General features: G+C 41.0%; 21 protein-coding genes. 9 read left to right on the top strand and 12 right to left on the bottom strand.

Annotation, left to right across the window (positions count from 1 at the left end):
* Window positions 1-381 precede the first annotated feature (381 nt).
* Window positions 382-3,165, bottom strand: a complete 2,784-nt coding sequence (locus LN893_RS02100; protein WP_229967812.1) for a TonB-dependent receptor — start codon at window positions 3,163-3,165, stop codon at window positions 382-384.
* Between the two features lie 319 nt (window positions 3,166-3,484).
* Here LN893_RS02100 and LN893_RS02095 point away from each other — a divergent pair, with 319 nt between their 5' ends.
* Window positions 3,485-3,988, top strand: a complete 504-nt coding sequence (locus LN893_RS02095) for a DUF2062 domain-containing protein (protein ID WP_369427648.1) — start codon at window positions 3,485-3,487, stop codon at window positions 3,986-3,988.
* A gap of 83 nt (window positions 3,989-4,071) precedes the next feature.
* Here LN893_RS02095 and LN893_RS02090 read toward each other — a convergent pair whose 3' ends face one another.
* Window positions 4,072-4,950 carry an OmpA/MotB family protein gene (locus tag LN893_RS02090; protein WP_229967809.1) on the bottom strand — a complete coding sequence of 293 codons (879 nt, stop codon included), beginning with the start codon at window positions 4,948-4,950 and terminating at the stop codon, window positions 4,072-4,074.
* A gap of 210 nt (window positions 4,951-5,160) precedes the next feature.
* Window positions 5,161-5,883: a tetratricopeptide repeat protein gene (locus LN893_RS02085; protein ID WP_229967807.1), complete on the bottom strand. Its 723-nt coding sequence runs from the start codon at window positions 5,881-5,883 to the stop codon at window positions 5,161-5,163.
* 425 nt (window positions 5,884-6,308) lie between these two features.
* Between LN893_RS02085 and LN893_RS02080 the strand changes: the two genes are divergently transcribed.
* The 4 genes from LN893_RS02080 to LN893_RS02065 all read left to right on the top strand — a co-directional run bounded on the left by LN893_RS02080 (window position 6,309) and on the right by LN893_RS02065 (window position 8,336).
* Complete coding sequence (locus LN893_RS02080) at window positions 6,309-6,776, top strand: RNA polymerase sigma factor (protein ID WP_229967805.1); 468 nt, start codon at window positions 6,309-6,311, stop codon at window positions 6,774-6,776.
* Between the two features lie 4 nt (window positions 6,777-6,780).
* Window positions 6,781-7,335: a hypothetical protein gene (locus LN893_RS02075; RefSeq protein WP_229967803.1), complete on the top strand. Its 555-nt coding sequence runs from the start codon at window positions 6,781-6,783 to the stop codon at window positions 7,333-7,335.
* Window positions 7,336-7,446: 111 nt separating this feature from the next.
* The gene (locus LN893_RS02070; protein WP_229967801.1) at window positions 7,447-7,875 is read left to right on the top strand and encodes an Xre family toxin-antitoxin system antitoxin; all 429 of its coding nucleotides are present in this window, start codon (window positions 7,447-7,449) and stop codon (window positions 7,873-7,875) included.
* Complete coding sequence (locus LN893_RS02065) at window positions 7,872-8,336, top strand: RES family NAD+ phosphorylase (RefSeq protein ID WP_229967798.1); 465 nt, start codon at window positions 7,872-7,874, stop codon at window positions 8,334-8,336. Before LN893_RS02070 ends, LN893_RS02065 begins: the two co-directional genes overlap by 4 nt.
* A gap of 9 nt (window positions 8,337-8,345) precedes the next feature.
* On the opposite strand, the gene LN893_RS02060 is transcribed toward LN893_RS02065, so the two are convergent.
* Window positions 8,346-8,738: a hypothetical protein gene (locus LN893_RS02060; RefSeq protein ID WP_229967796.1), complete on the bottom strand. Its 393-nt coding sequence runs from the start codon at window positions 8,736-8,738 to the stop codon at window positions 8,346-8,348.
* Between the two features lie 244 nt (window positions 8,739-8,982).
* Here LN893_RS02060 and LN893_RS02055 point away from each other — a divergent pair, with 244 nt between their 5' ends.
* Window positions 8,983-10,245 (top strand): alkaline phosphatase family protein, encoded by a 1,263-nt coding sequence (locus LN893_RS02055; protein WP_229967794.1) that lies wholly within the window; start codon window positions 8,983-8,985, stop codon window positions 10,243-10,245.
* A 389-nt stretch (window positions 10,246-10,634) separates the two neighbouring features.
* Window positions 10,635-12,146: an HTTM domain-containing protein gene (locus tag LN893_RS02050; protein ID WP_229967792.1), complete on the top strand. Its 1,512-nt coding sequence runs from the start codon at window positions 10,635-10,637 to the stop codon at window positions 12,144-12,146.
* Between the two features lie 233 nt (window positions 12,147-12,379).
* On the opposite strand, the gene LN893_RS02045 is transcribed toward LN893_RS02050, so the two are convergent.
* From LN893_RS02045 to LN893_RS02025, 5 genes are all read right to left on the bottom strand, one after another.
* Window positions 12,380-12,823, bottom strand: coding sequence for a hypothetical protein (locus tag LN893_RS02045; protein WP_229967790.1), 444 nt, complete (start codon window positions 12,821-12,823; stop codon window positions 12,380-12,382).
* Between the two features lie 15 nt (window positions 12,824-12,838).
* The gene (locus LN893_RS02040; protein WP_229967788.1) at window positions 12,839-14,275 is read right to left on the bottom strand and encodes a GMC oxidoreductase; all 1,437 of its coding nucleotides are present in this window, start codon (window positions 14,273-14,275) and stop codon (window positions 12,839-12,841) included.
* 227 nt (window positions 14,276-14,502) lie between these two features.
* The gene (locus LN893_RS02035; protein ID WP_229967786.1) at window positions 14,503-15,108 is read right to left on the bottom strand and encodes a hypothetical protein; all 606 of its coding nucleotides are present in this window, start codon (window positions 15,106-15,108) and stop codon (window positions 14,503-14,505) included.
* A 384-nt stretch (window positions 15,109-15,492) separates the two neighbouring features.
* Window positions 15,493-15,690, bottom strand: a complete 198-nt coding sequence (locus LN893_RS02030) for a hypothetical protein (protein WP_229967784.1) — start codon at window positions 15,688-15,690, stop codon at window positions 15,493-15,495.
* A gap of 160 nt (window positions 15,691-15,850) precedes the next feature.
* The gene (locus tag LN893_RS02025) at window positions 15,851-16,708 is read right to left on the bottom strand and encodes a cytochrome P450 (protein ID WP_229967782.1); all 858 of its coding nucleotides are present in this window, start codon (window positions 16,706-16,708) and stop codon (window positions 15,851-15,853) included.
* Window positions 16,709-17,482: 774 nt separating this feature from the next.
* Here LN893_RS02025 and LN893_RS02020 point away from each other — a divergent pair.
* A complete protein-coding gene (locus LN893_RS02020) occupies window positions 17,483-18,469 on the top strand; it encodes an aldo/keto reductase (protein WP_229967781.1) in 987 nt (328 codons plus the stop codon).
* 110 nt (window positions 18,470-18,579) lie between these two features.
* Here LN893_RS02020 and LN893_RS02015 read toward each other — a convergent pair whose 3' ends face one another.
* The 3 genes from LN893_RS02015 to LN893_RS02005 all read right to left on the bottom strand — a co-directional run bounded on the left by LN893_RS02015 (window position 18,580) and on the right by LN893_RS02005 (window position 20,851).
* On the bottom strand, window positions 18,580-18,885 hold the full coding sequence (locus tag LN893_RS02015) for an antibiotic biosynthesis monooxygenase family protein (RefSeq protein ID WP_229967780.1): 306 nt from the start codon (window positions 18,883-18,885) through the stop codon (window positions 18,580-18,582).
* A gap of 81 nt (window positions 18,886-18,966) precedes the next feature.
* A complete protein-coding gene (locus LN893_RS02010; RefSeq protein WP_229967779.1) occupies window positions 18,967-20,016 on the bottom strand; it encodes an N-acetylmuramoyl-L-alanine amidase family protein in 1,050 nt (349 codons plus the stop codon).
* Between the two features lie 436 nt (window positions 20,017-20,452).
* Complete coding sequence (locus LN893_RS02005; RefSeq protein ID WP_229967778.1) at window positions 20,453-20,851, bottom strand: DUF983 domain-containing protein; 399 nt, start codon at window positions 20,849-20,851, stop codon at window positions 20,453-20,455.
* A gap of 309 nt (window positions 20,852-21,160) precedes the next feature.
* Here LN893_RS02005 and LN893_RS02000 point away from each other — a divergent pair, with 309 nt between their 5' ends.
* Window positions 21,161-21,895 (top strand): hypothetical protein, encoded by a 735-nt coding sequence (locus LN893_RS02000; RefSeq protein WP_229967777.1) that lies wholly within the window; start codon window positions 21,161-21,163, stop codon window positions 21,893-21,895.
* Window positions 21,896-22,095: the final 200 nt, after the last annotated feature.

The raw sequence follows: 22,095 nt of genomic DNA, 5'->3' as shown, positions 1-22,095 counted from the left end.
TTATATCAAATCGTATAAAGGAGCTTCCATTGCTCCAAACATTCTAAAAACCTATAAGTCCATCTGCAATTGGTGAAGTTCACTGCTCCCTGTTAGCTTTTCGCCTCGCCAGCGGGGCCTTACTTTTCTCCTTGATGAGAAAAGTAAGCAAAAGAATCAATTCGATTTTGAACTCGCTGAACGCTCAAACAAAAAATCGTCATTAGTGCACCTGGCACAGGCTAATTGCTCTGAAGGTGAAATGTAAAACCTTATTTGTTTTACTGATATGGAAGCAGCTAAATATCAACTGGTATTACTGCAGTGTGGGTTTTGCCTGCTTTTATAATAAAAAAGCCTGCACGAGGCAGGCTTTTTTGCATTTGATTTTAATGGTACTTACTATCTTGGAGGGCGTCCTGGGCCACCCCATCCACCGTTCTGTGCTGGCATTTCGCCGTTGTAGTTACGGATGTTGTAAGTAAGTGTCAGCATAAAGAAGCGCTGTAGTACCGTAGACTGCACATCTTCAACAAAAGATTCTGTCACGTTACGTTGGATGCTCACGTTCTGCTTCAGCAGGTCGTTTACACTGAAGCTAACTTCTGCTTTCTTGCTCTTCAAGAATTTCTTACCTACGCTCATGTTCCAAAGCAGGTAGCTGGCATCTACACCAGACGATAAACCTGAGTTAAACTGGTGGTTCAGTTCGGTACGGTACACCAGGTCTTTCCACAGGATCCAGCTTAAACGGGCATTGGAATTCTGCGTGAAGTAGTTGTTGTTCTGTAAAGCCTGGTTAGAAGTGTTCTTTACAATGTTATAGTTACCGTTTGTAGAGATGTTGAAGTCTACTTTTTCGCTGATGTTACTGCTCAGGTTAACACCCAATCCTAAGTTAGTGGTGTTGGCATAGTTTAACACATCATCAATCAAACCTGGCGTTCTGCTGTAACCAATAGAGCCGTTAAAGTTAATGTTAGAACTGATAAAGTTAATAGGCTGTCCGTAGTTAAAGAACGAGCGCACATTCCAATATCCGTCTAGGTTTACTGGGCGGTAAAGGCGGGCACCAGTACGCAGGGTATACCCTTCAATCAGTTCGGCTGGTACGTTATCGCCACTGTATACGCTGTTGGCGATAAAGTTATCTGTCATGGTACCAAACACACCTAAGAAGAACACACGGTTTGTTTCAGGGTTAAAGCTTCTGAAACGCATAAACAATCTGTTCTGGTAATCCTGGTCAAGGTCAGGGTTACCAATGCTTACCTGCAGCGGGTTCGAGATATCAAGTACTTCCTGTAGTTGCTCAGCAGAAGGCACGTTAGTCCCTGTTCTGAAGTTAATGTTCAAGCTCTGAGACTGTGAGAACTTATATTCTAGCTCAGCAGAAGGTAGTACGTTTGAGAAGTTGCGCTTGATGTTGTAAACTTCTGGAAACTGGGCGTTGCTTGTAAGTGTGGCATACTGGTAACGTGCGTTTAGCTGTAGCCTGGTTTTATCGGTACGATACTGGTAGCTTGGCCCAACGCTCTGAGACAGGTATGTGCTCTCAAAAGAGTTGCTTAGCGGTACGTTCAGCTCGTTATAGCTTTGCGTATTTTCATCAAAGTCATAAGCTAATTTATCAGAATCGTTTACTTGGTTACCAATGTTGTACTCTAACTGCAGGAGAGCATTTTCGCCTACACGCTCAGAGATAGATGCGTTTCCAGACCAAGCTAGGTTGTTTCTTTCAATATCGTTAAACTGATTTCTGGTTACGTTTCTGTTAGGGTCTACCAGGTCTAACGTAGATTCTCTTTCGTATCTGTTGTTATCAGAACTGCTGTAAGAAGTGTTAAAGTTGGTGGTAAATACACGTCCAGGCTTCCCGAAACGGTGTGAGTACAGGATGTTATTGTTAAAGTTGAAGCTCTTGCTGTCTGTTGTGTTGCTGTTAATGGAGGTAGCCAACTGATCACCTGCTTCGTTCGCTGTAATTGCTTCTCTGAATATTGTAGAAGTATTTTGCTGAAGTGAGATGCTTGGTGTTACTAACAACCTGTTATTTTCGTTGATGTTGTACTGTAATCTGAAGTTAAGTCTATGGTTATCTTCAGTATTGTTGTTCAGGCTGTTTTCAGTTAGTACGTCTCCTGCGTTTAAGCCAGAAGTATATTCACGGAACTTATACTGGTTGTTTACAATATCGCGGTTATTGTAGCTGTAGTTGCTGCTTACATCAATTTTTTTCCCCCAAACGTCGTTGTAGTTTGCGCTAAGGGTGTTTGTAGAAATAATGCCGTTCGGGCTACCACCGCCCCAGCCGCCTCTTCGGCCACGCATACCACCGCCTGGCGTTTCGCCAATAGAAAAATCAAACATGTTGATGTTATTCGTGAGGCCAGTGATGGTTATTTTTCTGTCGTTGTTGAAGATGTTGAGAGCCGCGCCCACCATATAGCGATCGTCGGTACCGTAACCAGCAGATACTTTACCCATATGACCTTGTCTGCGGTCTTTTCTGGTAACAAAGTTTAAGGTTTTGGCACGGTTTCCGTCGTCAAAACCACTAAATGCTGCCTGATCACTTTGTCTATCGTATACCTGAACACTTTCAATGGCGTCTGCTGGCAGGTTGCGCAAGGCCGAACTTACATCATCGCCACCGTAGCGTTTGCCATCTATCATGATTTGCCTAACCTCTTCGCCTTGTGCCTGTACAGTTCCGTTTTCTATGGTTACGCCTGGCATTTTTGTTACCAGGTCTTCGGCACTTGCATCAGGTGCAGTTTTAAAGGCCTTTGCGTTAAACTGCGTAGTGTCGCCCTTTTGCTCACCAAGTGGGGCACGACCTATAACCTGTACCTCGCCCAAAGTGGCTGAAGCATCTTCCAAGAGTATTTTGCCCAAGTTCAAAGACTGGTTTTGTACCTGAATCGTTCTGTTGTAAGGCTTGAACCCCAAATAATTGATGATGACAGTGTATTGTCCTGGACTAACTCTTTCAACTCTGAATTTGCCATCAACATCTGCTGCACCACCCGTATTGCTTCCCGCAGCACCTTGAAGCATAACTGCTGCGCCAGGTAAAGCAGTCGTGTCTTTTCCGCTGAGTACTGTGCCATACACAGCAACACCTTGTGCGTAGGCGTTAACAATGGCTATCAGTAGAACCAGTGTCAGTGTTAGTTTTTTCATGAATAGTGTGGTAATAAATGATTTCTTTCCTGTTTAGACATGGTTCTACTAGAATGGTTTAACAGCATAGAAAATATTTATTTTTATATCAATAAGCTGCGAAGGCTTCATGTTTCTGTTCTTGTTTCAATGGCGGCTGGTACCTGTTTTGGTCATGTTTTCTGTTTTCTGACAAAGCCGAAATTGATATGCTTGAAAAAAATACAATATATTTTGGGTCTGGAGGTTACTTTAAAACTATTGTGGTATAAAATATGTAGCATTAGTACCACATATCTGTTGCCTTGCTCTAATAGCTAGGCATTTTCAACTACTTAAGGTGTCTATATTAAAAACTATACAATCATTTTTTCAGCGCAGGCTTGTTAAGCCTATGCTCGCTCTGCTGAAGCAGGGCATGACACCTTCTAAGCTTTCTGCTACCGTTGCTGTGGGTTCTATTGTAGGTATTATACCTGCTTTTGGGCTCACCACTATCATGGCCACAGCTGTCGCTGCCAGGCTCAGGTTAAATATTGCTGCTACCGTACTTATAAGCTATCTGGTACAGCCTTTACAGTTGCTGTTGTATGTCCCTTTTATCAGGCTCGGAATTTTATCTTTGGGTTTGGAGAAGCTACAGCTCTCTTTAGACGAAATAGTAGCTATGTTTAAAGCGGATTGGATTCAGGCTATTAAGAAGCTTTGGATGGCTAATTTAGCAGGCTTGGCAGCTTGGGCTATACTGGCATTGCCTATTGGCTTTGTTCTGTACTTTTTGCTGATTCCGCTTTTTCGGCGTGTGCTGCCGAAGCCTGTGGTAGAGGTGCAAGCTTCTTTTTAGATAACCCAAACTTGCCTTAGATGGGTATAAAATAAAAGCGCCAGCCTTAGATAAGGCTGGCGCTTTTATTTTGCTTTGTATGATCAGGTTGTCTCTAAGATCTGGAACAACTCATCCAACTTCGGTGTCAGGATAATTTCTGTGCGGCGATTTTTTTGACGGGCCTCTTTTGTTTTGGCTTCATCTACAGGTACATACTTAGAACGCCCAGATGGTGTGATTCTGGTCGGGTTTAAGCCTGCTTCAGCCATAATGCGTGTTATTTCTGTTGCTCGCAAAACGCTTAGGTCCCAGTTGTCCTGCATGCCTACTGTGCCTTTAGAAATCGGCACATCGTCTGTATGACCCTCTACCAATACGTTTACATCTTGCTGCTCTTTCAGTACGGTAGCTATTTTTTTAAGAGCGTCTACACCTTTCGGGTCTACTTTAGTAGAACCTGAGTTAAACAAAAGCTGCTCAGCCAGTGATACGTATACCTTGCCGTTACGAACGTTAATGCTTAAGTCTTTGTCGTTAAAGCCAAGCAGGGCACTGCTTACTTTGTTACGCAGGTTTGCCACCGCCTTCTCCTTTTCATTCAGAATACGCTGCAATTCAGCCAAGCGGGCCTCACGAGCTTTAAGGTCAGCATTCAAACGATCAATCTGAGACTTGCTCATGTTTAGCGTTTCGCTAAGCGACTTACCCTCGTTAAGAGCTTTTGCAAGGCTTTCCTGGTATTCAGCCTTCTGTTGTTCTAGTTGTGCACGCTCTTGCTCCAGGTTAGCTTTTTCATCTTCCAGTAGTGCTTTCTGCTGTTCTAGTGTTGCTTTTTGCTCTTGCAGTTCTGACTTATCTACTTCTAAAGCGTTTTTTCTTGAAAGCAGGTCTTCGTACTTCTTTTTCGAAACCACACACGAGGAGAGCGCCATACTACCTGCCAACAAGTATACAGAGGCCCTTACAAAATTCTTTTTCATATTATTACTAGGCTAAAAGTTACTAAGGGTGATGAACAAATATATAAAAATCTAGAATCTTTGATGCCTAATTCTTCAATTTTATACTTGGCAATATCTGAAACACCTATTTAAACTAAACTAGAAATATGCGGGGTACTCTAGTTGTCAGGAACAGTCTTTGTTAGGCTTGCCGCAATAAAAAAGCCCCTAGTTTTAGGGGCTTTATAGTTACTGAGCTGCTGTTTCTCCACTAGGAGCAGTTGACTTGAAGAAGCCATCAGGATCAGGCATTTTTTCCATCAGCAGGGTTACGTAGCTGTAGTCGATTACCCTCAGGTCTAATGCTCTGCCTTTGTGAAAGTAGCTCCAGGCCTCGGCATAGTCCTTCTTAAAATACTTGATCTGCGATAAGTTTAAGAGTGCATAAGCGTTGTTGGCATCCTGGCTTAAAGCCTTTTCGGCATAAGATGCTGCTTTTTTGAGTTTCTTTTTCTTTGGCTTTTGGTTATACAGCGTTAGATAAGAACTCGCAACATCAGAAAGAAGCATAGAGTTGTTAGGTGTATATACCAACGCTTTTTCGAAGAAACCTATTGCATCCTCTACTTTTCCTTGTGTGTTAGATACTAATCCGAAGGCCCAGTAAGCATCGCTGTTATCGGGGTTTAAAAGCCATGCCAGGTTAAAACGGTATACTGCAGTATCTAACTGCCCCTCGTTATAATATTCCCAGCCTCTTTCTAAAAAGAACTTGCTGGCTTCTTGTCTGTTAGCAAAGCTTTTATCGCAGCTAGAGAGAAATCTCTCGTCCTGCAGTTGCTGCTGTTCTGTTTTGGCTTGCTTTCCAAACATAGGCAACACTTTTGGGTCGGGCTGTGCTGGCTGCTCCTGGGCAAAAGACATGGTGGCCGAAAACAGTAGCGCCGCAGCGGCAAAAAATAACTTCTTCATAAACAATTTCTATATGGTATGGCTGTTAAAAAGCTTTTAAAGCTAATAAATATGGCTTTGCAAAACAACTTATTGTATTATAGCTCTGTAGAGGCTGTTTTTACATTTCTTGTTGCTCTAAATGGTATTTGATTTTATTTGCTGAGGCGAGTTTTGCTAATTAGCTACAACGGTTCTGTATTCGCCTCCCGCTTCTAATAAGAACAAGCCATACAAAAGTCATGCCTGGAGCACATATATTTATATCTGTCATCGCTTAACAATAGTGTTTATAAAAAAGTGCTTTTTTGTATAAATACTCATCTTGGAGGAGCGTCTTGGGTATTGCTGTTTTCCTGCTAAAGCCTATCCTCAAATTTTTTTAGATTTAGCTGTAAGGTTTTTTGCCTTTCTGCAACTAATAAGGCAAATAGAAAAGCACCGCTATGGAAATTGAGTTTCTAGAATTGATGGAGCAACAGCAAGGCATTATTCATAAAATATGCAGGCTTTACCGTAGCTCACCTGAAGACCGACAAGATCTGTTTCAGGAAACCGTTTTCCAGCTCTGGAAATCCTATCCTCAATTCAAGCGACAGGCGGATGTAAGCACGTGGCTGTATCGGGTGGCACTAAACACAGCATTGGCTACTTTCAGAAAACCTCGCCCTGCCATTACCTATTCCGACGCCCCACCTGAACTTGCCGCAGAAGCTAATGCTATAAATGAACAGGAGGAACAGCTTTACATGGCCTTGCAGCAGTTAAACGATGCCGAAAAGGCTTTTATGGCGCTTTACCTGGAAGATTTCTCTTACCGCGAAATAGCGGAGGTGCTTGGTATCAGTGAAAATAACGTAGGCGTGCGGCTCAACAGGATCAAATCAAAACTAAAACAAACTCTAAAAGCTTAAGACCATGAACTTAGATGAAATGAAAGCTAACTGGCAGAATGCCTCTACAGGACAGCATTTTCAGAAAGAAGAACTAAACAGCATGACGCGGTTAAGGCAGCACCCTGTGTTGAACAGAATCAGGACTAAACTAGTGGTAGAGGCTGTGGCTATGCTGGCATTACTTTTCCTTTTTAACGATGCCTTCGACGGATCCAGTAAACCAATGCATGCTAATGTAACTTTAATTTTTGGTGCTCTTTTATACTTGGGCAGTAACCTTTACAGTTTTTTTGTACTGCAACATCCTATCCTGAAGTTGAACATACAAGATTCTTTGCAGCATTTCCTACAGCAGCTTTACCGCATCAGGACCTGGTCGTTGGTGGCTAGTATTCTTTATACTATTGGTATACTGCTGTTCTTCTCTTCTAATGTTGTTTTCGATTTTAAGAAACTACTGATTCTAGGCGCTATCATGGTTGCTGTAGTTGTATTTCTGTATTTCTCCTATTCTTTATGGACCAAATGGATTGACCGCATAAGACTTTCAGCTAGAGAATTGCTGGGGGAGGAGTAGTGTGTTTATGGAGGTTTGGCTAACATCAAATTATAAGGGAAACTTAAATATGACAGTTGACGTTATTTTAATGACAAGTTTCGTATATTTGATACGGTAACAACAACTGATATGGGACACGCACTAAGTATAACCGATAGCCTGAGCTATAAATGGATTGATGACAAAGATGTTTTCATGCTCATCAGTGCTGTGCGCGAGGGAGTGAAATATACTTTATTTCAGGCAATAGCAGATAAGAGTCCTTTCAGCACGACCGAATGGTCTAACTTTTTGCACCTGTCGGAGCGAACTTTTCAGCGTTACAAAAAAGAGCAGCGCACTTTCGATCCTTTGCACTCCGAGAAAATCCTGGAGATAACAATGGTGTATAATAAAGGAGTGGAGGTGTTTGGAGATCAAGCAAACTTTGATGCTTGGCTGGAGGCAAAGAATGTTGCCCTGGGAGGTATAAAGCCAAAGGAACTCTTAGATAGCACCTTTGGAATAGGGGTGCTGAAAGATGAACTGACTCGTATAGAACACGGCGTGCTGGCATGATCGTATACCGACTCAGCAAGGCGAGGTTTAAAAACGATTTGTCTGGCAAGGGAGCAGAACTGGCGGGCGGGCGCTGGAACAGTAAAGGTACCGCCATGCTTTACACCAGCGAGTCTATTGCGCTTTGCACCGTAGAAATAGCCGTACACATGCCATTGGGCATCGTGCCTAAAGATTACCACTTAGTTAAGATTGAAATTCCTGCTGAAGTTACTGTTAAGGAGCTAAATACAGCAGAACTGCCAGCAGATTGGAATTCGTTTCCGCACCCGAATGCTTCACAGGAAATTGGAGATGCCTTTGTGCAGGCAAGCGTATTTTTGGTGATGAAAGTGCCCTCGGCAGTAGTACAAGGCAATCATAACTTCCTTGTAAACCCGCACCACCAGGAGTTCAGCAAGATCAGGGTGCTGGAAACTGTTCCGTTTGAATTTGATAAGCGGTTGTTTGTGAAAAGTTAAACCCTTCAATTATTTCGGGTCTTCTTCAATGAGTATGGCCAGCATTTTTTCTACACCGCGCTGTGCTTCTCTTATTAGTTTGGTAGTATCTTTTTCTTCTGACACCTTAACAGTAAAAGAATCGGGAATAATATTTTTATTGCGATATTTTTCCTTGTTCACATCAGCTGAGATAACAAGTTTAAAATCTTTTCTGATAGCGTCTTTGCTTCTGCTGAGTACAGACTCCAACTCGTCCCACTTATACTCCTGAAGTTCTTCCACATTGTTGAAATGGAGCTTAACAGAAGACAGATAAGATTCAGTGCCTTCAGGCTTCATAGAGCCCGTAATGGAGGGCTGCGCAAAGCTTAAACTGCTACATATCAAAACTAAAGCCGAAGAGAAAAGTAGCTTCTTCATATTATTTAAGATTAATACTCATTAGTTACTAGTATCATAAAGGTATTAAGTTTTAGAGAAATGAAAAGGGATAAGAGTGTTTAATCTCCTTCTTTTTCTGACAGAATAATATACAAAAAATTATATATAATGGCTTCAAAGAGCGTATTAACTATATTTTCAGGAAACGCAGCAGTTATAAATTTTTAATTTTTTAACGTAGTTGTACCTGCATCTGTCCTCTACGACGCTTACCTTAGCTGTTATGATAAGGAACCTATTTTTACTGTATTTTATCTCATGCTCGCTTGTGGCTTTCGCGCAGGCAGATACAACTCAAATAGTAATACCAGGTAGGGCAAACAGGCTGGAGCAACAGGAAAAGCCATACGTGATACTCATATCAGCAGATGGTTTTAGGTATGACTACGCCGAAAAGTATCAGGCAAAGCATCTGTTGGCATTGCGCGAAAAAGGCGTACAGGCCACGTCTATGGTTCCTGCCTTTCCTTCTAAAACCTTCCCCAATCATTATTCTATAGTTACAGGCTTATATCCTGCACACCACGGCCTCATTAACAACCAATTTTATGATCCGAACCGAAATGAGTACTACACGATACGGGACAGGAGCAAAGTAGAAGACGGTAGTTGGTACGGGGGCACACCATTGTGGGTGTTGGCAGAACAGCAGCAAATGTTGACAGCGTGCTTATTTTGGGTAGGATCTGAGGCGCCGATCAAAGGAATTATGCCTACTTATCATTACCAGTACAATGAGCAATTGCCGATGGAGCGCCGCATAAATATTGTGCTGGATTGGCTGCAGCTGCCTGAAGAAAAGCGACCACACCTGATTACTTTTTACATGCCAGAGGTAGACCACGCTGGCCACAGGTTTGGGCCAGATGCACCAGAAACAGTGCAAGCGGTGCATGAAATAGATGAAGCGATAGGTAAGCTAACAGAGGAAGTGGCTAAAACGGGTTTGCCCGTAAACATTGTGTTTGTGTCAGACCATGGAATGACAAACGTAGATATGGAACATACCTTAACCGTGCCGTCTATAAAAGACAGCGCAAATTTTATTATATCGCCAGGAGATGTAATGGTTGAACTCCATGCAAAGAATAAGAAGAAGGTAAGAAAGACCTATCGGCAGTTAAAGAAAAATGAGGAGGGGTTTAAAACTTACCTGAAGCAAAGCCTGCCTGAGCAGTGGCATTATGGTTCGAAAGATGATACTTACAACCGCATTGGTGATATTATTCTTATAGCTAACTGGCCCTACATTTTTCACGCTGGCCCAAACAAACCCTCACCAGGTCACCACGGGTATGACCCTGCAGCTGTTAAAGAAATGCATGCCTCTTTTTACGCATGGGGCAGTGGCTTCAAAAAAGGGCAAAGGATAGAATCCTTTGAGAACGTACATCTGTATCCACTCATAGCAGAGCTGTTGGGACTGACCTATGCGCACCAGATAGACGGTGATAAAAGGGTAGTGGAAGAGGTGCTAAAACGATGATGACATCCAAAATATTTCTATCCAACAAGGGCCGCTTCAGCATACTGAAGCGGCCCTTGTTGCTTATATCATTTCCTCTTCCTGGTAAATAGATCTGCAAGGCAAGACCTAGATGCGGAATGAATTAGAAGCTAAGATTAAATTTCTATCAAACTTTAGTATTTAACAAAACCTATATATTTTTATATCGTTATAATATTCGTTCTTGAATTATATGTTCACCTTTAAATAAATAATTCAAAATATAATAAAAGTATTACAATATATAATTGCTCTATAATTTGAGAAAGGTTCAATGCTAAAGCTAAGCTACGTCTAGCGCAGCAAGTACAAAACTTAACTTATAGGTCATCCATTTCAGTGCTTCATTTTACTTCTGAACAAAGAATATGCTTATAAATCTACTTCGAAAAAATCATTTATTTCTAAGTGTACTTACAGATCCAATCAATACCCCAAGCATTGATTCTGAAAGTAATGAAGGTGCATTAGATTATGATTCATCTATAGACATTAGGTATAAATTATTCTGGTCACTTTGGGCTGTTGCAACACTTTTTCACATGGCAAACGACAGGATTTTTACTGATGAGATGCATTATGTCTTATTAAGCTTCGCAGCTGTTTTTCTTATACTTAAGCCTTGGTCAATTATAAGGCTGCTTTTCTTTCTGTCGTTGCAGTTGTATGAGTCTCTTAAAATGATGCCCTATATCAGTAATCACTGGATATTTACTACGTTAGTAAACTTAACTATACTACATGCATTAGCTTATCTAGTAATTAAGAGGAGACGTTTTCGTATCAATAGAGTAGACTTTTATAAAACTTTTGCTCCACTAGTAAGGGCAGAAGTGATTATTCTTTACTTTTTTGTAGTCTTACATAAACTAAACACAAGCTTCTTTTCTCCAGATATTAGTTGTGCGACCGACTTTTTTGTATCACAAAACCCTTTATCCTCCCTTACCCTAACAAATGGCGTACTCCTGCTTAATGCTTATGCTACCGTTATAATCGAAACATTAATTCCTGTTCTACTTTGCTTTAGAAGGACGCGTAACCTTGGCGTTTTACTTGGATTATCGTTTCACTTTATCATTGCATATAACCCTCTTAATGGGTTTTATGATTTCTCCTCCATGCTTTTTGCCGCGTATGTACTGTTTACAGACAATAAATTCAGCGGATATATCTTTAAGCTTTATAAAAAAGCGCAAGGACTAAAGGCGCTATCTAAGGAACAGTTTTACCGCTTCAGTATTTTAAAGTTAGTAACAGCCTTGGTATTGTTTGTGTTTGGTGTGGTTGTTCTTCACTTTTTAGCAAAAAACTTTACCGACTTCTTTCGGCATATCTGCTGGACTACTTATGGAGTTGTATTCATAATTGTTTTTTCAAAAGCTGTATTCTCCAAAGAGAACAGCAACACACTTTCTAGCTCAGACTCATTTAAGCTCAAACATTATTCTCTGCTTCTTTTCCCAATCATAGTGTTCATAAATGGATTGTGTCCATACCTAGGTCTGAAGACTGAAAACTCTTTTGCTATGTTTTCCAATTTAAGGACAGAAGGAGGGGTTACGAACCATTTGTTTATACCAGTTGAGACTCAGATTTTTGACTTTCAGAAAGACGTGGTGGAAGTAATTTCTTCTTCAGATGAGAATCTTCAAAATCTGGCAAATAGTCAGAAGTTAATGGTGTATCATAATTTCAAAAAATACATCGCTTCCAAGAAACCAGACTCGGTAAAGTATATCCGAAACGGTCAAGAATATACTTATACAAAAGCTAACGCTGCACTCCATAGCGAACTGACTTCACTAAATCCCATACATGTTAAATTCTTGCAGTTTAGATCATTCAATAAGTATGAGCCTCAGCCTTGCTCTCACTAGTAAATCTCCAATTGTCATTTAGATGAAAATAGATAATGTTTAGGCTATAATATACCTTCAGAGGAAAGTAGCAAAAGGTTATAGTTGTATTGATAAATGACATCAAAAAAGGAGTGCCTACGATATAAATTGTCGTAGGCACTCCTTTTTTTGTTGAAGAATGGTAAGAGATTGATTAACAGAAGTGTTAAATAACTAGAATAAGAACAAGCTTTGACGAATTTAACTAAACCTCAGCTTACAACAGCAGGATAATGAATAAAAGAGAAAGGATTTGCGCATGGCTTCAGATGTGGGCTGTAAAGGCCCATGTACTTTAATGGCTTATTTTCATCCATATTATTGCTGAAAAAATCAGTGGAAAGTAGATAAGTATCTGCCAGTGTTTTAAGCATATTAGTTTTAAATAAACTAACTGAGCGGTCTGATTTGGTTTTAGTTGTATATATTGCTCGCATAACAAGAGTATGCTTAAAGCTCCCGTTCCAAAAGTTATAAGCCAGAAAGTCATCAACAAACTGTTCAACACCCTTCTTGTCTAGCTGTAGATAATCAAACTCATTGATGATAGAGCCTACTGTTGCATCCTTCAGAGAAATAGAAGCAAACCCAGCAGTTGGGGCTGCCACTACCAGGGCTCCTAAGCCAGATAATTTTAAAAACTTCCTTCTTAACATATCTTCTTCTGTTATTTAGAATGATTTATCAGCTGCATATAAAGACAAAGCAGATAGAGTAAGTGTTGGGTTAGCAGGGGTGAAGGTAGTAAAGGTACTGCTGCCCAAAACAAACAGGTTCCTGTACTTGTGGTGGATCAGGTGTTTATCTACTACTCCTTCCTCTGGCGACTCGCTCATTCTTGTGGTACCCATAATATGTGCTTCCGAAGCAAAAGGTTTTTGGAATTCTATTTTTTCGATGGGCAGGCAGGCTAATACTTCAGGTAGTTTCTGCTTCATCTGCTCAACTGCTTTCAGTGTATAAGCAGAGGGGCCTTTAAAATTTACCTCTGGCTTCATAAGATCAGCAGTGGGTGCAACATAGTTTTGCTCACTTGGTAAGTCTTCAAATATCATCCTAAAACTTGCAATATCCCTCCATTTACCTTTTTCAAGTCTGAGAAAAGGAGCATTATTCGATTCCATAAGGCAAGCTGCATAATCTTTTCTATGATTACCATCATACAACATATAGCCGTTGCCGCTCACCCAAGTTCCTCCTCCAAAATTTGCTAAATTATCTAGATAAACGAGAGCCTGTAAGCCATACTGTTCACCGAGGCCTTTACCAGTTAAGCGGCTAGTGTCGCCAGAATTCAACAGAATATGTGCGTTAAAAATGGCGTTAGCACCCAGAGCAAAGACTTCGGCTGAGGCATGATGCTCCTTACCATCTTTTATATAATTTACCTTGCGAACCATATTTTGCTCTAGTTCCAGGCCGAATACCTGAGAACCATACACTAATTCTATACGGGGGTCTTCGTATACGCCAAGGTTCGAGTTCTCGATTGTAAACTTTGCGTTAACAGGGCAAACGCTACACTCAGCACTAACACAGCAACTTCCCCTGCCATTTACAGGAACTTTTGCGCGTGCGGTAGGTTGGTTGATGTAAAGGTTTCCATACTTCTTCTTGAGTAGTACATCTACAGTATTAAAAGCATGTGCGGGTTGAGGATAAGGTTTACTGCGCGGATATGGTGTTTCTTCGGGTCCAGATATAGACATGGCCTCCTCAACCTGATCATAGTACGAATCTAATTCATCATACTGAACAGGCCAGTCGTTTGCAACACCATACAGGCTCTTCATCTTAAAATCTGAGGGCATAAAGCGAGGTGTGCAACCAAACCAACAGTTAGAGCTTCCTCCAAAACCAGCTTGAAACTCCCAAATCTTCTCAGGATTGTTGTTGATGAATGTGTTATGGGAGTGGTCGTTTAACTTGGCAAAAGGTGTACTTTCTCTTCTCTTTTCTTTCAATCTTTCTGCATGAGGAAAAAGATGACCTCTTTCTAGCACTAATATTTTTGCCGATTTAGATGCTTTACTTAAGTATTTTTTTAGGAAGAAGGTAGAAGCAAAGCCAGTGCCTACCACTATAAGATCATAATTCTGTTGCTTCATCAATGAAGTATTTTATCTATAGAAGATGAACATTAAAAATAGCGAATTAATATGTAAAAGCAACAGATTTTAAAGGTCAAAATTAGACAGTATATAATGTTGTCATCAAGTACTGATAAGCAGTATCGTAGAACAGGGATTTATTAAGCTAATATTATAAATAAAGAGCAAGGGCCGCTTCAGTATGCTGAAGCGGCCCTTGCCTGTAAACTATATCTTGGTATTGATTATCGATTTCCTCTTCCTGGCAAATAGATTTGCAGTGCAAGACCAAGAGATAGGCCTGTGTTGGCTCCACCGCCTACTTCAACGTTAGCACTACTTCTGATCAGGTTTAAGGTGCCTTCCAGCGCAACATTAGAAGCGACAAAGTGAGCATAACCTGCACTTATACCATATACTCGTGAGAAAGCGGAATCGCCGTCACTATCTTCATCTGAACTACCTGCGAAACCGATTCTTGCCTCACCAAACCATCTGTGTGTAGGTGCGGCTCCTTCAGGAAAGTAATAACGCACAAAAGGTTGTAAACCATACCTAAAAGATTCACCACCATTATAAATAGAAAGCCCAAGGTCTACCTGTGCACCAATAGCTGCATTATCGCTGATAAAGTAACCAGCACGTGGCTGCACATCCAAAGTAAAAGTTTCCGACTTAAAGTTGTGGCCGATGTTGGCGATACCAGCACCTACAAGCCAGTTGCCTTGCTGTATTGCGTCGCCAGAAACAGGGGCAGTAGTTTGTGGCCTTGGTAAGTCTCGTACTGATTGAGCTGTTACATCGAAGGTAGCAGCTAGTGCAATTGCGAATGGTAAGAATAAATTTTTCATAGCTTGTTTCATGGTTAGTTACTCTAAATAATTTCTGTTAAAGTATATTATTTATAACGCTTCTATAACACAATTGTTTAGGAATATGAATAAATGATGGTATTAACATATATGTTTCATTGATAAAAAGTTATTGTGTATCAATTCGTTAAGTATAACTGTGGCACGTGTGGGAACTAGATTGCCACACGTGGAAATTGTACAGATTTAGTGAAGGATGAGAATAGTTGTGAAGAGGAGTATTGGCTTAATTCAATGCTGTTTACAGCAAGCTCAGCAATAATAAATTTGTTCTAAGGCAGTAAAGGCTTTAGAAATCAGGCAAGGGTTTAAAGCTCTACAACCAAGTTAAGAGAAAAGGGGAAGGAGTGAAGGGAATATAGGTTATTTCAGCAGTACCAACTTGATGCCTTCGATGTAAGACGACTTACCATTCTTGAGGTTGGAGAGTACTTCTTCGTAGGTACAGATCTCTTCGTCTTCATAATCCTCGCTTCTCATTTGAGCTATTGAAGCTTTGATGCCGCCATGTAAACGAAGCATATCATCGTCAGTAATCGAAAGAAGTAAATTGCTGCTCATATAGTTAGGTTTTATAGTGTGTGAATATCTGTATGTTAAATAAAAATATAATATTTACAAAAATTATATTTATACATGAATAATTTTGACAATTTATAATCTTGTTATAGTTCCAATTGAATTTTCACCTACTAATGAGCAGCAATCTTATAATATACCTTTACACGCTATGAAATGGGCACTTTCCTGCTTGACTATTCAGACCATTCATTTTGTGGGAGTGCTGAGGGATAACGCTTACATTACGCATGACAAAACCACTTTTAGGATAAGTAGGCATCCGAACCAAACTGTAGCTTAAGTCTTGGGCAGGCACATCATATTCCATACAGTTAGCCAGGAAAGTTACAGCTTGTTTTATTACCTCAATTGTTATCCATTCGCCTGCGCAGCGGTGGCCTCCCATAAAGTCTCCACCTCCCTGTGGTATCAAATCGAATGCGCTTCCATTCCATTTTCTGAAACGCTCAGGCAGGAACTCTTCTGGATTTTCCCACAACACAGGGTCGTGCAACGTGCCATATATATCCAGAAGCACAAGTGTGCCTTCTTTAAAGTGATGCCCTCGCCATTCAAATTCGTTACGTACACGTGCTCCTGTAAATGGCGCAAAAGGATAAAATCGCCGAACTTCTTGTACAAAATGTTCTGTAAGTCCTTCTTTGCCCGCTAGTATCCTACTCTTATATGATGGGTTTTCATGTAGTGCAAGAGCTGCGTAAGTAATATACCAGGCTATGGCAACGGTAGGCCGAATTAAGTTAATTAGTTCTACGGTTGCCATTTTTATGTCGAGCAAGTCTCCGTTTAAGTCGCGGTGCCAGGCAACAACATGTAGTGGCGAGCCCTCTTGTGGTTTTAACTTATGGTCTCTGACATCTTCAATAATATTCTTGATCCAAGCATTGCCTCGGTTTCTGGCAGTTCTACCACGCCAGTGCCTTAGCCCTACGGCACCAAAGGCATCTACCATGGCTGTAAAATCTCTGGCTCTTTCTAGCACTTCTTCAGGTTGCAAGGGTACACCAGCCCAGACACAAGCAGCTAAACAAAATATTTCCTGTGTCTCATGAAACAGTACAACCTCTTCCAGTTTCTCTCATTTAAGCCTGCCAGTATCTGCCAAAGTGCTGTAGTGGCAGGTTTATGTTATCAGCGACATAAACATCGCTTTTCGGTGCTTATGCGTTTCATCATCCATTGTTTGCACCCCGTTTTCTCCTAACAGGGTTTTCTGCACTCTTTTTGGAATAGCTCCAGTCCTTACAAACATTGTAGAATCGTAAAAAAACGCTGGCAGCTTCTTCGCCGTGCAGGCAAATAACTTTTTGCCCCAACAACCTTGGTTTAAAAATGTCGGTGTCAAATTTCTGAGCTCTTTTGTGAATAAAAGGAAACCCCTCGCTCAACATTCTTAGCGAATTATCAAGTGTCTTCTCTTCAGGTATATTAGCCACAGTTGTAAATTTTAGATGATGGACGATAGGTGAAGTTGCACACCCTAACGCTGCGATAGGTTTAACCTAAAGCGGCATTGACTGCAAAAAAAGTTGTTTGAATTAATCTTATTTGAATGCTGTCGGTTGGACTAAAACTTCTTTTTTGTCTGTTCCTTAAATATGTTTTTAAGCTGCTATTTTAGTACGGTGTACAAACAAGTAGATTAAAGAAGACAGTCTTTTATCAATTAAAAGCACCCGTTTCTTAATAAAAGATATTTTTTAGCCTGCTAACCAGTTAGAGCGTATCTCAAGAAAGGAAGTATAAGTTGTAACAAGTAATATAAGACACAATGGAAAAAAGGAAGCTAGGAAAACAAGGATTAGAGGTATCGGCTTTAGGGCTTGGATGTATGGGAATGTCAGATTTTTACAGTAACCGCGACGATGCAGAGTCAGTTGCTACAATACACCATGCGCTAGATCTTGGAGTAAACTTTTTGGACACCGCAGATATGTATGGTGTTGGTGCAAATGAAGAACTAGTTGGCAAAGCTATAAAAGACAGAAGAGACAGCGTGGTATTAGCCACGAAGTTTGGCAATGTGCGCGGTAAAGACGGCAGCTTTTTAGGCATAAAAGGGAAACCAGAGTATGTTAAAAGTGCCTGTGAAGCAAGCCTAAAGCGCTTAGGAGTAGATTATATAGATCTGTACTACCAGCATCGGGTAGATAAAGACACACCTATAGAGGAAACTGTAGGTGCTATGGCGGAGTTGGTAAAAGAAGGTAAGGTACGTTTTTTGGGTTTGTCAGAAGCGTCGGCTGCCACCATTAGAAAAGCGCATAGCGTGCACCCAATATCAGCCTTGCAAACGGAGTATTCGCTCTGGAGCCGTGATGTAGAGGATGATATTCTGCCTGCATGCAGAGAATTGGGTGTCGGTTTCGTTCCGTATAGTCCACTTGGCAGAGGCTTCCTAACAGGTCAGATCAAAAATTTTGAGGACTTGGCTGAAGATGATTATAGGAGGCATTCTCCACGTTTCCAGGGAGAAAACTTTCAGAAGAACATCGACCTTGTTAAAAAGATAGAGGAGATGGCGTCTCAGAAAGGATGTGAGCCAGCACAACTGGCACTGGCTTGGTTACTGGCGCAAGGCGAAGACATTGTACCTATACCTGGCACCAAACGCAGAAAATATTTAGAAGAGAACTTGGGAGCTTTACAAGTGTCGCTCATGCGGGATGAGTTAAAACAGATAGATGCCATTGCGCCAAAAGGAGTGGCAGCAGGAGACAGATATGCTGAACCACAGATGGCTAACCTGAATGTGTAATTGAGTATTAGGCAACTAGCTGTTTTGGTGAGACTATAAGCTAAAACAGAAAAATGGAGCCAGCTATGCCAGTCCTAAAGATGGCGTAGCTGGCTTTTTATTTATCTAGGTTAAGCAGCATATTTTACCTCGTAATGTCGCACGACAGTATCAAAGCGAAGAGCCATTTTCTGAACATGCGCTGGTACCACTGCAACCTCTGGTTGCTCTCCAGCAAACTTTTTAATTGATTCCATAGATTCCCAGTTGGTTATGACTAAGAATTCTACGTTACCATCAACTTCTCTTTGCAGAATAGAGGCACTGACAAAACCAACCATATGTTGAAGTTCAGAGAAAAGTCCCTGCTGTAAATGTTCCAGGTATTCTTCGGTGTCTTCGGCTCTAAACAAGCCTGCCCAATGTCTAGCAATCATTTCTGAAATTTAAAAGAATTCTTGCCTACACTCAAGAATGGGGTGCAGGTAATTAGACCTGTAAATAAAGTAAAGGACGTGCTAATCCCGTGCCCTATAGTCGGAAATTATACCTTCTGCAATCCAGTTGGCAAGTGCCTGTCGGTTGTCGGAAATTACAAAGCGCCGCTGGTCTAAATCGTTTCGGATGTTACCCAATTCTATAAAAACAGTAGGAGGGTGCGTGTATTTGATTACATATAGATTACTTCGATGCGAGACACTCCCAGAGTACTCTCTGTTTGGTTGATAGCGCCTGTACTTTGAGGTAAAGGTCTGGTGAATATGGTTAGCCATCTTTTGGCCCAAGGAGCTGTTCTGGTGGTGGTAAAAAAAGACATCAATGTTCTGGCTTTTGCTGCGACTGTCAACGTGTATGGCCAGCATGCGCTGATAAGCACCCTTATGTTTTGCATATAAGCCATTGATAGCTCTTGTTCTTTGGCGGAGACGTTCTGTCTGGTTTAGTGCAATTGCCTCGTTAGGATAGTTTATCTCATCCCTATCCATCTTTAAAATACTTTCATCCCGAATACCGTCATCAGGATCCTGAATAATCATGTATACAGTTGCTCCATGTTCCATTAAATTACGGGCCAAGCGTATAGAAACATCATAGGCATACTCATCTTCGCTAAGGGAGTACGGACCGTAATTGCCCACTGCACCAGGGTCTGGTCCTCCGTGCCCTGCAGATAAATAATAAACTGCTCCAGAAAGCTGCTGATCCTTAACGACAACACGACTATATTTAGGACCGAACAAAGGCTCTTCTATCACTCTGCGAGAGTGACTGTTGCTACTGCCTGCTTTAGCTGTGGTGCCAGTAGATGCCATAGGCAAGAGATAAGTGCGGCCAGCAAACAAACTTTTATCTTTTCCGATGTTCTCCTGGTTCAGTTCTAAAAAGCTGTTAATATGCTCTGATGGGTTGAGACCATGGCGGCGTAGGAGCGTAAAAACGCCATCGCCAGGCTCGGCTACCACTTTAGTATAGGAGCTTTGGCCAAGCAACGGAAGGGAGGAAAGGAACAGAAACAACAGGGTGATAAAAGATTTCAAACTATAGAAATTTTGTAATGGTCTCATCATTAACGGCTATACTACTAAAATCTTTTTAAATGATGAAAGTAAATAGATCAGCAGCTTTCTAATTTTAACAGCGTAACACAAACACCTGCAACAGATTTGCAAGGTTGTTTTAAAGTGTTAAGTTAGACATGCTCTGTCAGACTACAAAATGAACTAGGTTTCTTTGAGTTTGTAATGAGCAAACTTCACGCTCAAACCTCTTATACTTTTAACCAAACCAGTTGCAGGTTTATCCTTATCTTAAATCGGGAAAGCCAAAGTTCTTACGCAGGTTGTGAGCTGCTGTTTCTTTAAATTTCAGTTAAAAAAGAGGCTTGAAGTATAGGCTAACAAGAATAAATTTTCGCGTATGCGACTAAAATTCTCATAAACAGTGGCTTTATAGTTTTTGCTGCCAATAGAGTAGGAAAGTTAATCAGGAAAATTTGCAACAACTCTATGGCAATTTCTTTAGCTTGTCGCAGGGGCCCTCGTACCTGATAAAAAAATTAATCCAAATACTTCTGGATAAACGGAAGCTCACAGGCAGCAAAGCTAATACAGCTACTATCAAAGCTAACGTGATCATTGTCATCGTTACTTCCTCAAAAAGAAAACTTAATGCAACCCAAACGGCCACAAAAATAGCTGTACTAAAAGCATAGCTAACAAACATGGCGCCATAATAGTAACCTGGCTCTGGCTCAAAAGGCTGTCCGCAGCAGGGGCATTTTTCATGCATGTCAGAAAAATTCTTGAAACTATAGTAGGTGCCTTTCGGAAACATATCTCCATCGTGACATCGAGGGCATTTCGTGTTTAGTATACTGTATAGTTTTGTGTCTTTCCAGCTCATGTTGCTCTTTGCTGTGCAATTTCAGAATATTGTGGCAGATTTTCTAACTCAGCTTATAGGCAGTTCTTACGTGTGGTGCCTATAAAAGTGCTGTGTCGTGAAGATTCCGTACTGCTTTAATCTCTTTAGTAGGTTACAATTAGAGGTTTATATAGCAAAGTTGTCACAACAAGCCTCTCAGACTTTTACCTGCCCACCATGCAAAATTTATAAACCAAAGGACCTGATCTATTGATGCTTTAGAATTTTTTCTGTACTTTGAATAGAGTAGCGGTATAACTTCTAAGACAGTTTTAACGGCACTATAAAATGAAGATTAAGGCTTTTGTTCTTGTAGCTCTGACGACTTTAATATGTGGTGTTGCCATCGGCCAAACAGTTGATGTTGTTCCAGAAATTAGCGGCTACACAAGAGGAACTGTGTACATGGGAATTACTTATGCGCAGCCTTTAGGGAGCTTTAGACAAGCCTATCCGCAAGCTGATGCGTTTGGAGGAACGTTTGGGTTATTGCTGAATCCTCTGAAAAGACCTTCATCTGTTGAGTTCGGTTTACAAGTAAGTTACCTGAGCCAGGGAGTGCAGAAAATGTGGCCTGCTGGTACCTTGAGCGATGAAAAATGGAAGACGACACATAGTATAGTGCCACTGCACCTGGTGGCGCGAATCAAGCCTACAGACCAACTCCGAATAAAACCCTACATGGATTGTTTGGCGGGTATATCTGTCTTCAACACACGTACCAAAATAAAGCAGAACATTTTCGAGTTCTTTAATGATGACTTACAAGCGGTTATTTTGAACAGATACAACAGCACAGTTTTAAGTTACGGGGTTGGTGCCGGTATTCTGTTTGACTTAGGTGTAAGTGGTAACTCAGCTCTTGATATACGCTTTGTTTACCTGCAAAGTCCGTTGGCTAACTATGTAAAAAGAGGCGACCTGAGCATTGATCAGGATGGCTATCCTGTATATGGCTTAACCCGCTCTGCCACGAATATAATGATGCTACAGCTAAACTCGGTGGGAATCTTGACTGAGTAGTTTCTGCTTCCAAACATAATGCTTTCCGATCCTAAATTTATGCGTGCTTATGTGTATAAATTTAGTTGTACCCTCTATCCTCAATACAATCAAAATTCTTTATCCAGCTAAAAGTAAGTTTAAACTTTAACTGATGTTTTAAACTGCTGGAAATGATGGTGAACTATAGGTTATTTTATTATATTTAACTCTGCTAATCT

This window comes from Pontibacter harenae, from assembly GCF_020907245.1.
GTDB lineage: Bacteria > Bacteroidota > Bacteroidia > Cytophagales > Hymenobacteraceae > Pontibacter > Pontibacter harenae.
This window is presented reverse-complemented; position numbering and strand designations above follow the sequence as displayed.

Coding starts and splice junctions, on each gene's coding strand:
- LN893_RS02015 (WP_229967780.1), bottom strand. CDS start 18,885: ATGATTGCTAGACATTGGGCAGGCTTGTTTAGAGCCGAAGACACCGAA.
- LN893_RS02060 (WP_229967796.1), bottom strand. CDS start 8,738: ATGAAGAAGCTACTTTTCTCTTCGGCTTTAGTTTTGATATGTAGCAGT.
- LN893_RS02085 (WP_229967807.1), bottom strand. CDS start 5,883: ATGAAGAAGTTATTTTTTGCCGCTGCGGCGCTACTGTTTTCGGCCACC.
- LN893_RS02100 (WP_229967812.1), bottom strand. CDS start 3,165: ATGAAAAAACTAACACTGACACTGGTTCTACTGATAGCCATTGTTAAC.
- LN893_RS02065 (WP_229967798.1), top strand. CDS start 7,872: ATGATCGTATACCGACTCAGCAAGGCGAGGTTTAAAAACGATTTGTCT.
- LN893_RS02080 (WP_229967805.1), top strand. CDS start 6,309: ATGGAAATTGAGTTTCTAGAATTGATGGAGCAACAGCAAGGCATTATT.
- LN893_RS02050 (WP_229967792.1), top strand. CDS start 10,635: ATGCTTATAAATCTACTTCGAAAAAATCATTTATTTCTAAGTGTACTT.
- LN893_RS02030 (WP_229967784.1), bottom strand. CDS start 15,690: ATGAGCAGCAATTTACTTCTTTCGATTACTGACGATGATATGCTTCGT.
- LN893_RS02075 (WP_229967803.1), top strand. CDS start 6,781: ATGAACTTAGATGAAATGAAAGCTAACTGGCAGAATGCCTCTACAGGA.
- LN893_RS02090 (WP_229967809.1), bottom strand. CDS start 4,950: ATGAAAAAGAATTTTGTAAGGGCCTCTGTATACTTGTTGGCAGGTAGT.
- LN893_RS02055 (WP_229967794.1), top strand. CDS start 8,983: ATGATAAGGAACCTATTTTTACTGTATTTTATCTCATGCTCGCTTGTG.
- LN893_RS02045 (WP_229967790.1), bottom strand. CDS start 12,823: ATGTTAAGAAGGAAGTTTTTAAAATTATCTGGCTTAGGAGCCCTGGTA.
- LN893_RS02035 (WP_229967786.1), bottom strand. CDS start 15,108: ATGAAAAATTTATTCTTACCATTCGCAATTGCACTAGCTGCTACCTTC.
- LN893_RS02040 (WP_229967788.1), bottom strand. CDS start 14,275: ATGAAGCAACAGAATTATGATCTTATAGTGGTAGGCACTGGCTTTGCT.
- LN893_RS02000 (WP_229967777.1), top strand. CDS start 21,161: ATGAAGATTAAGGCTTTTGTTCTTGTAGCTCTGACGACTTTAATATGT.
- LN893_RS02010 (WP_229967779.1), bottom strand. CDS start 20,016: ATGATGAGACCATTACAAAATTTCTATAGTTTGAAATCTTTTATCACC.
- LN893_RS02020 (WP_229967781.1), top strand. CDS start 17,483: ATGGAAAAAAGGAAGCTAGGAAAACAAGGATTAGAGGTATCGGCTTTA.
- LN893_RS02070 (WP_229967801.1), top strand. CDS start 7,447: ATGGGACACGCACTAAGTATAACCGATAGCCTGAGCTATAAATGGATT.
- LN893_RS02005 (WP_229967778.1), bottom strand. CDS start 20,851: ATGAGCTGGAAAGACACAAAACTATACAGTATACTAAACACGAAATGC.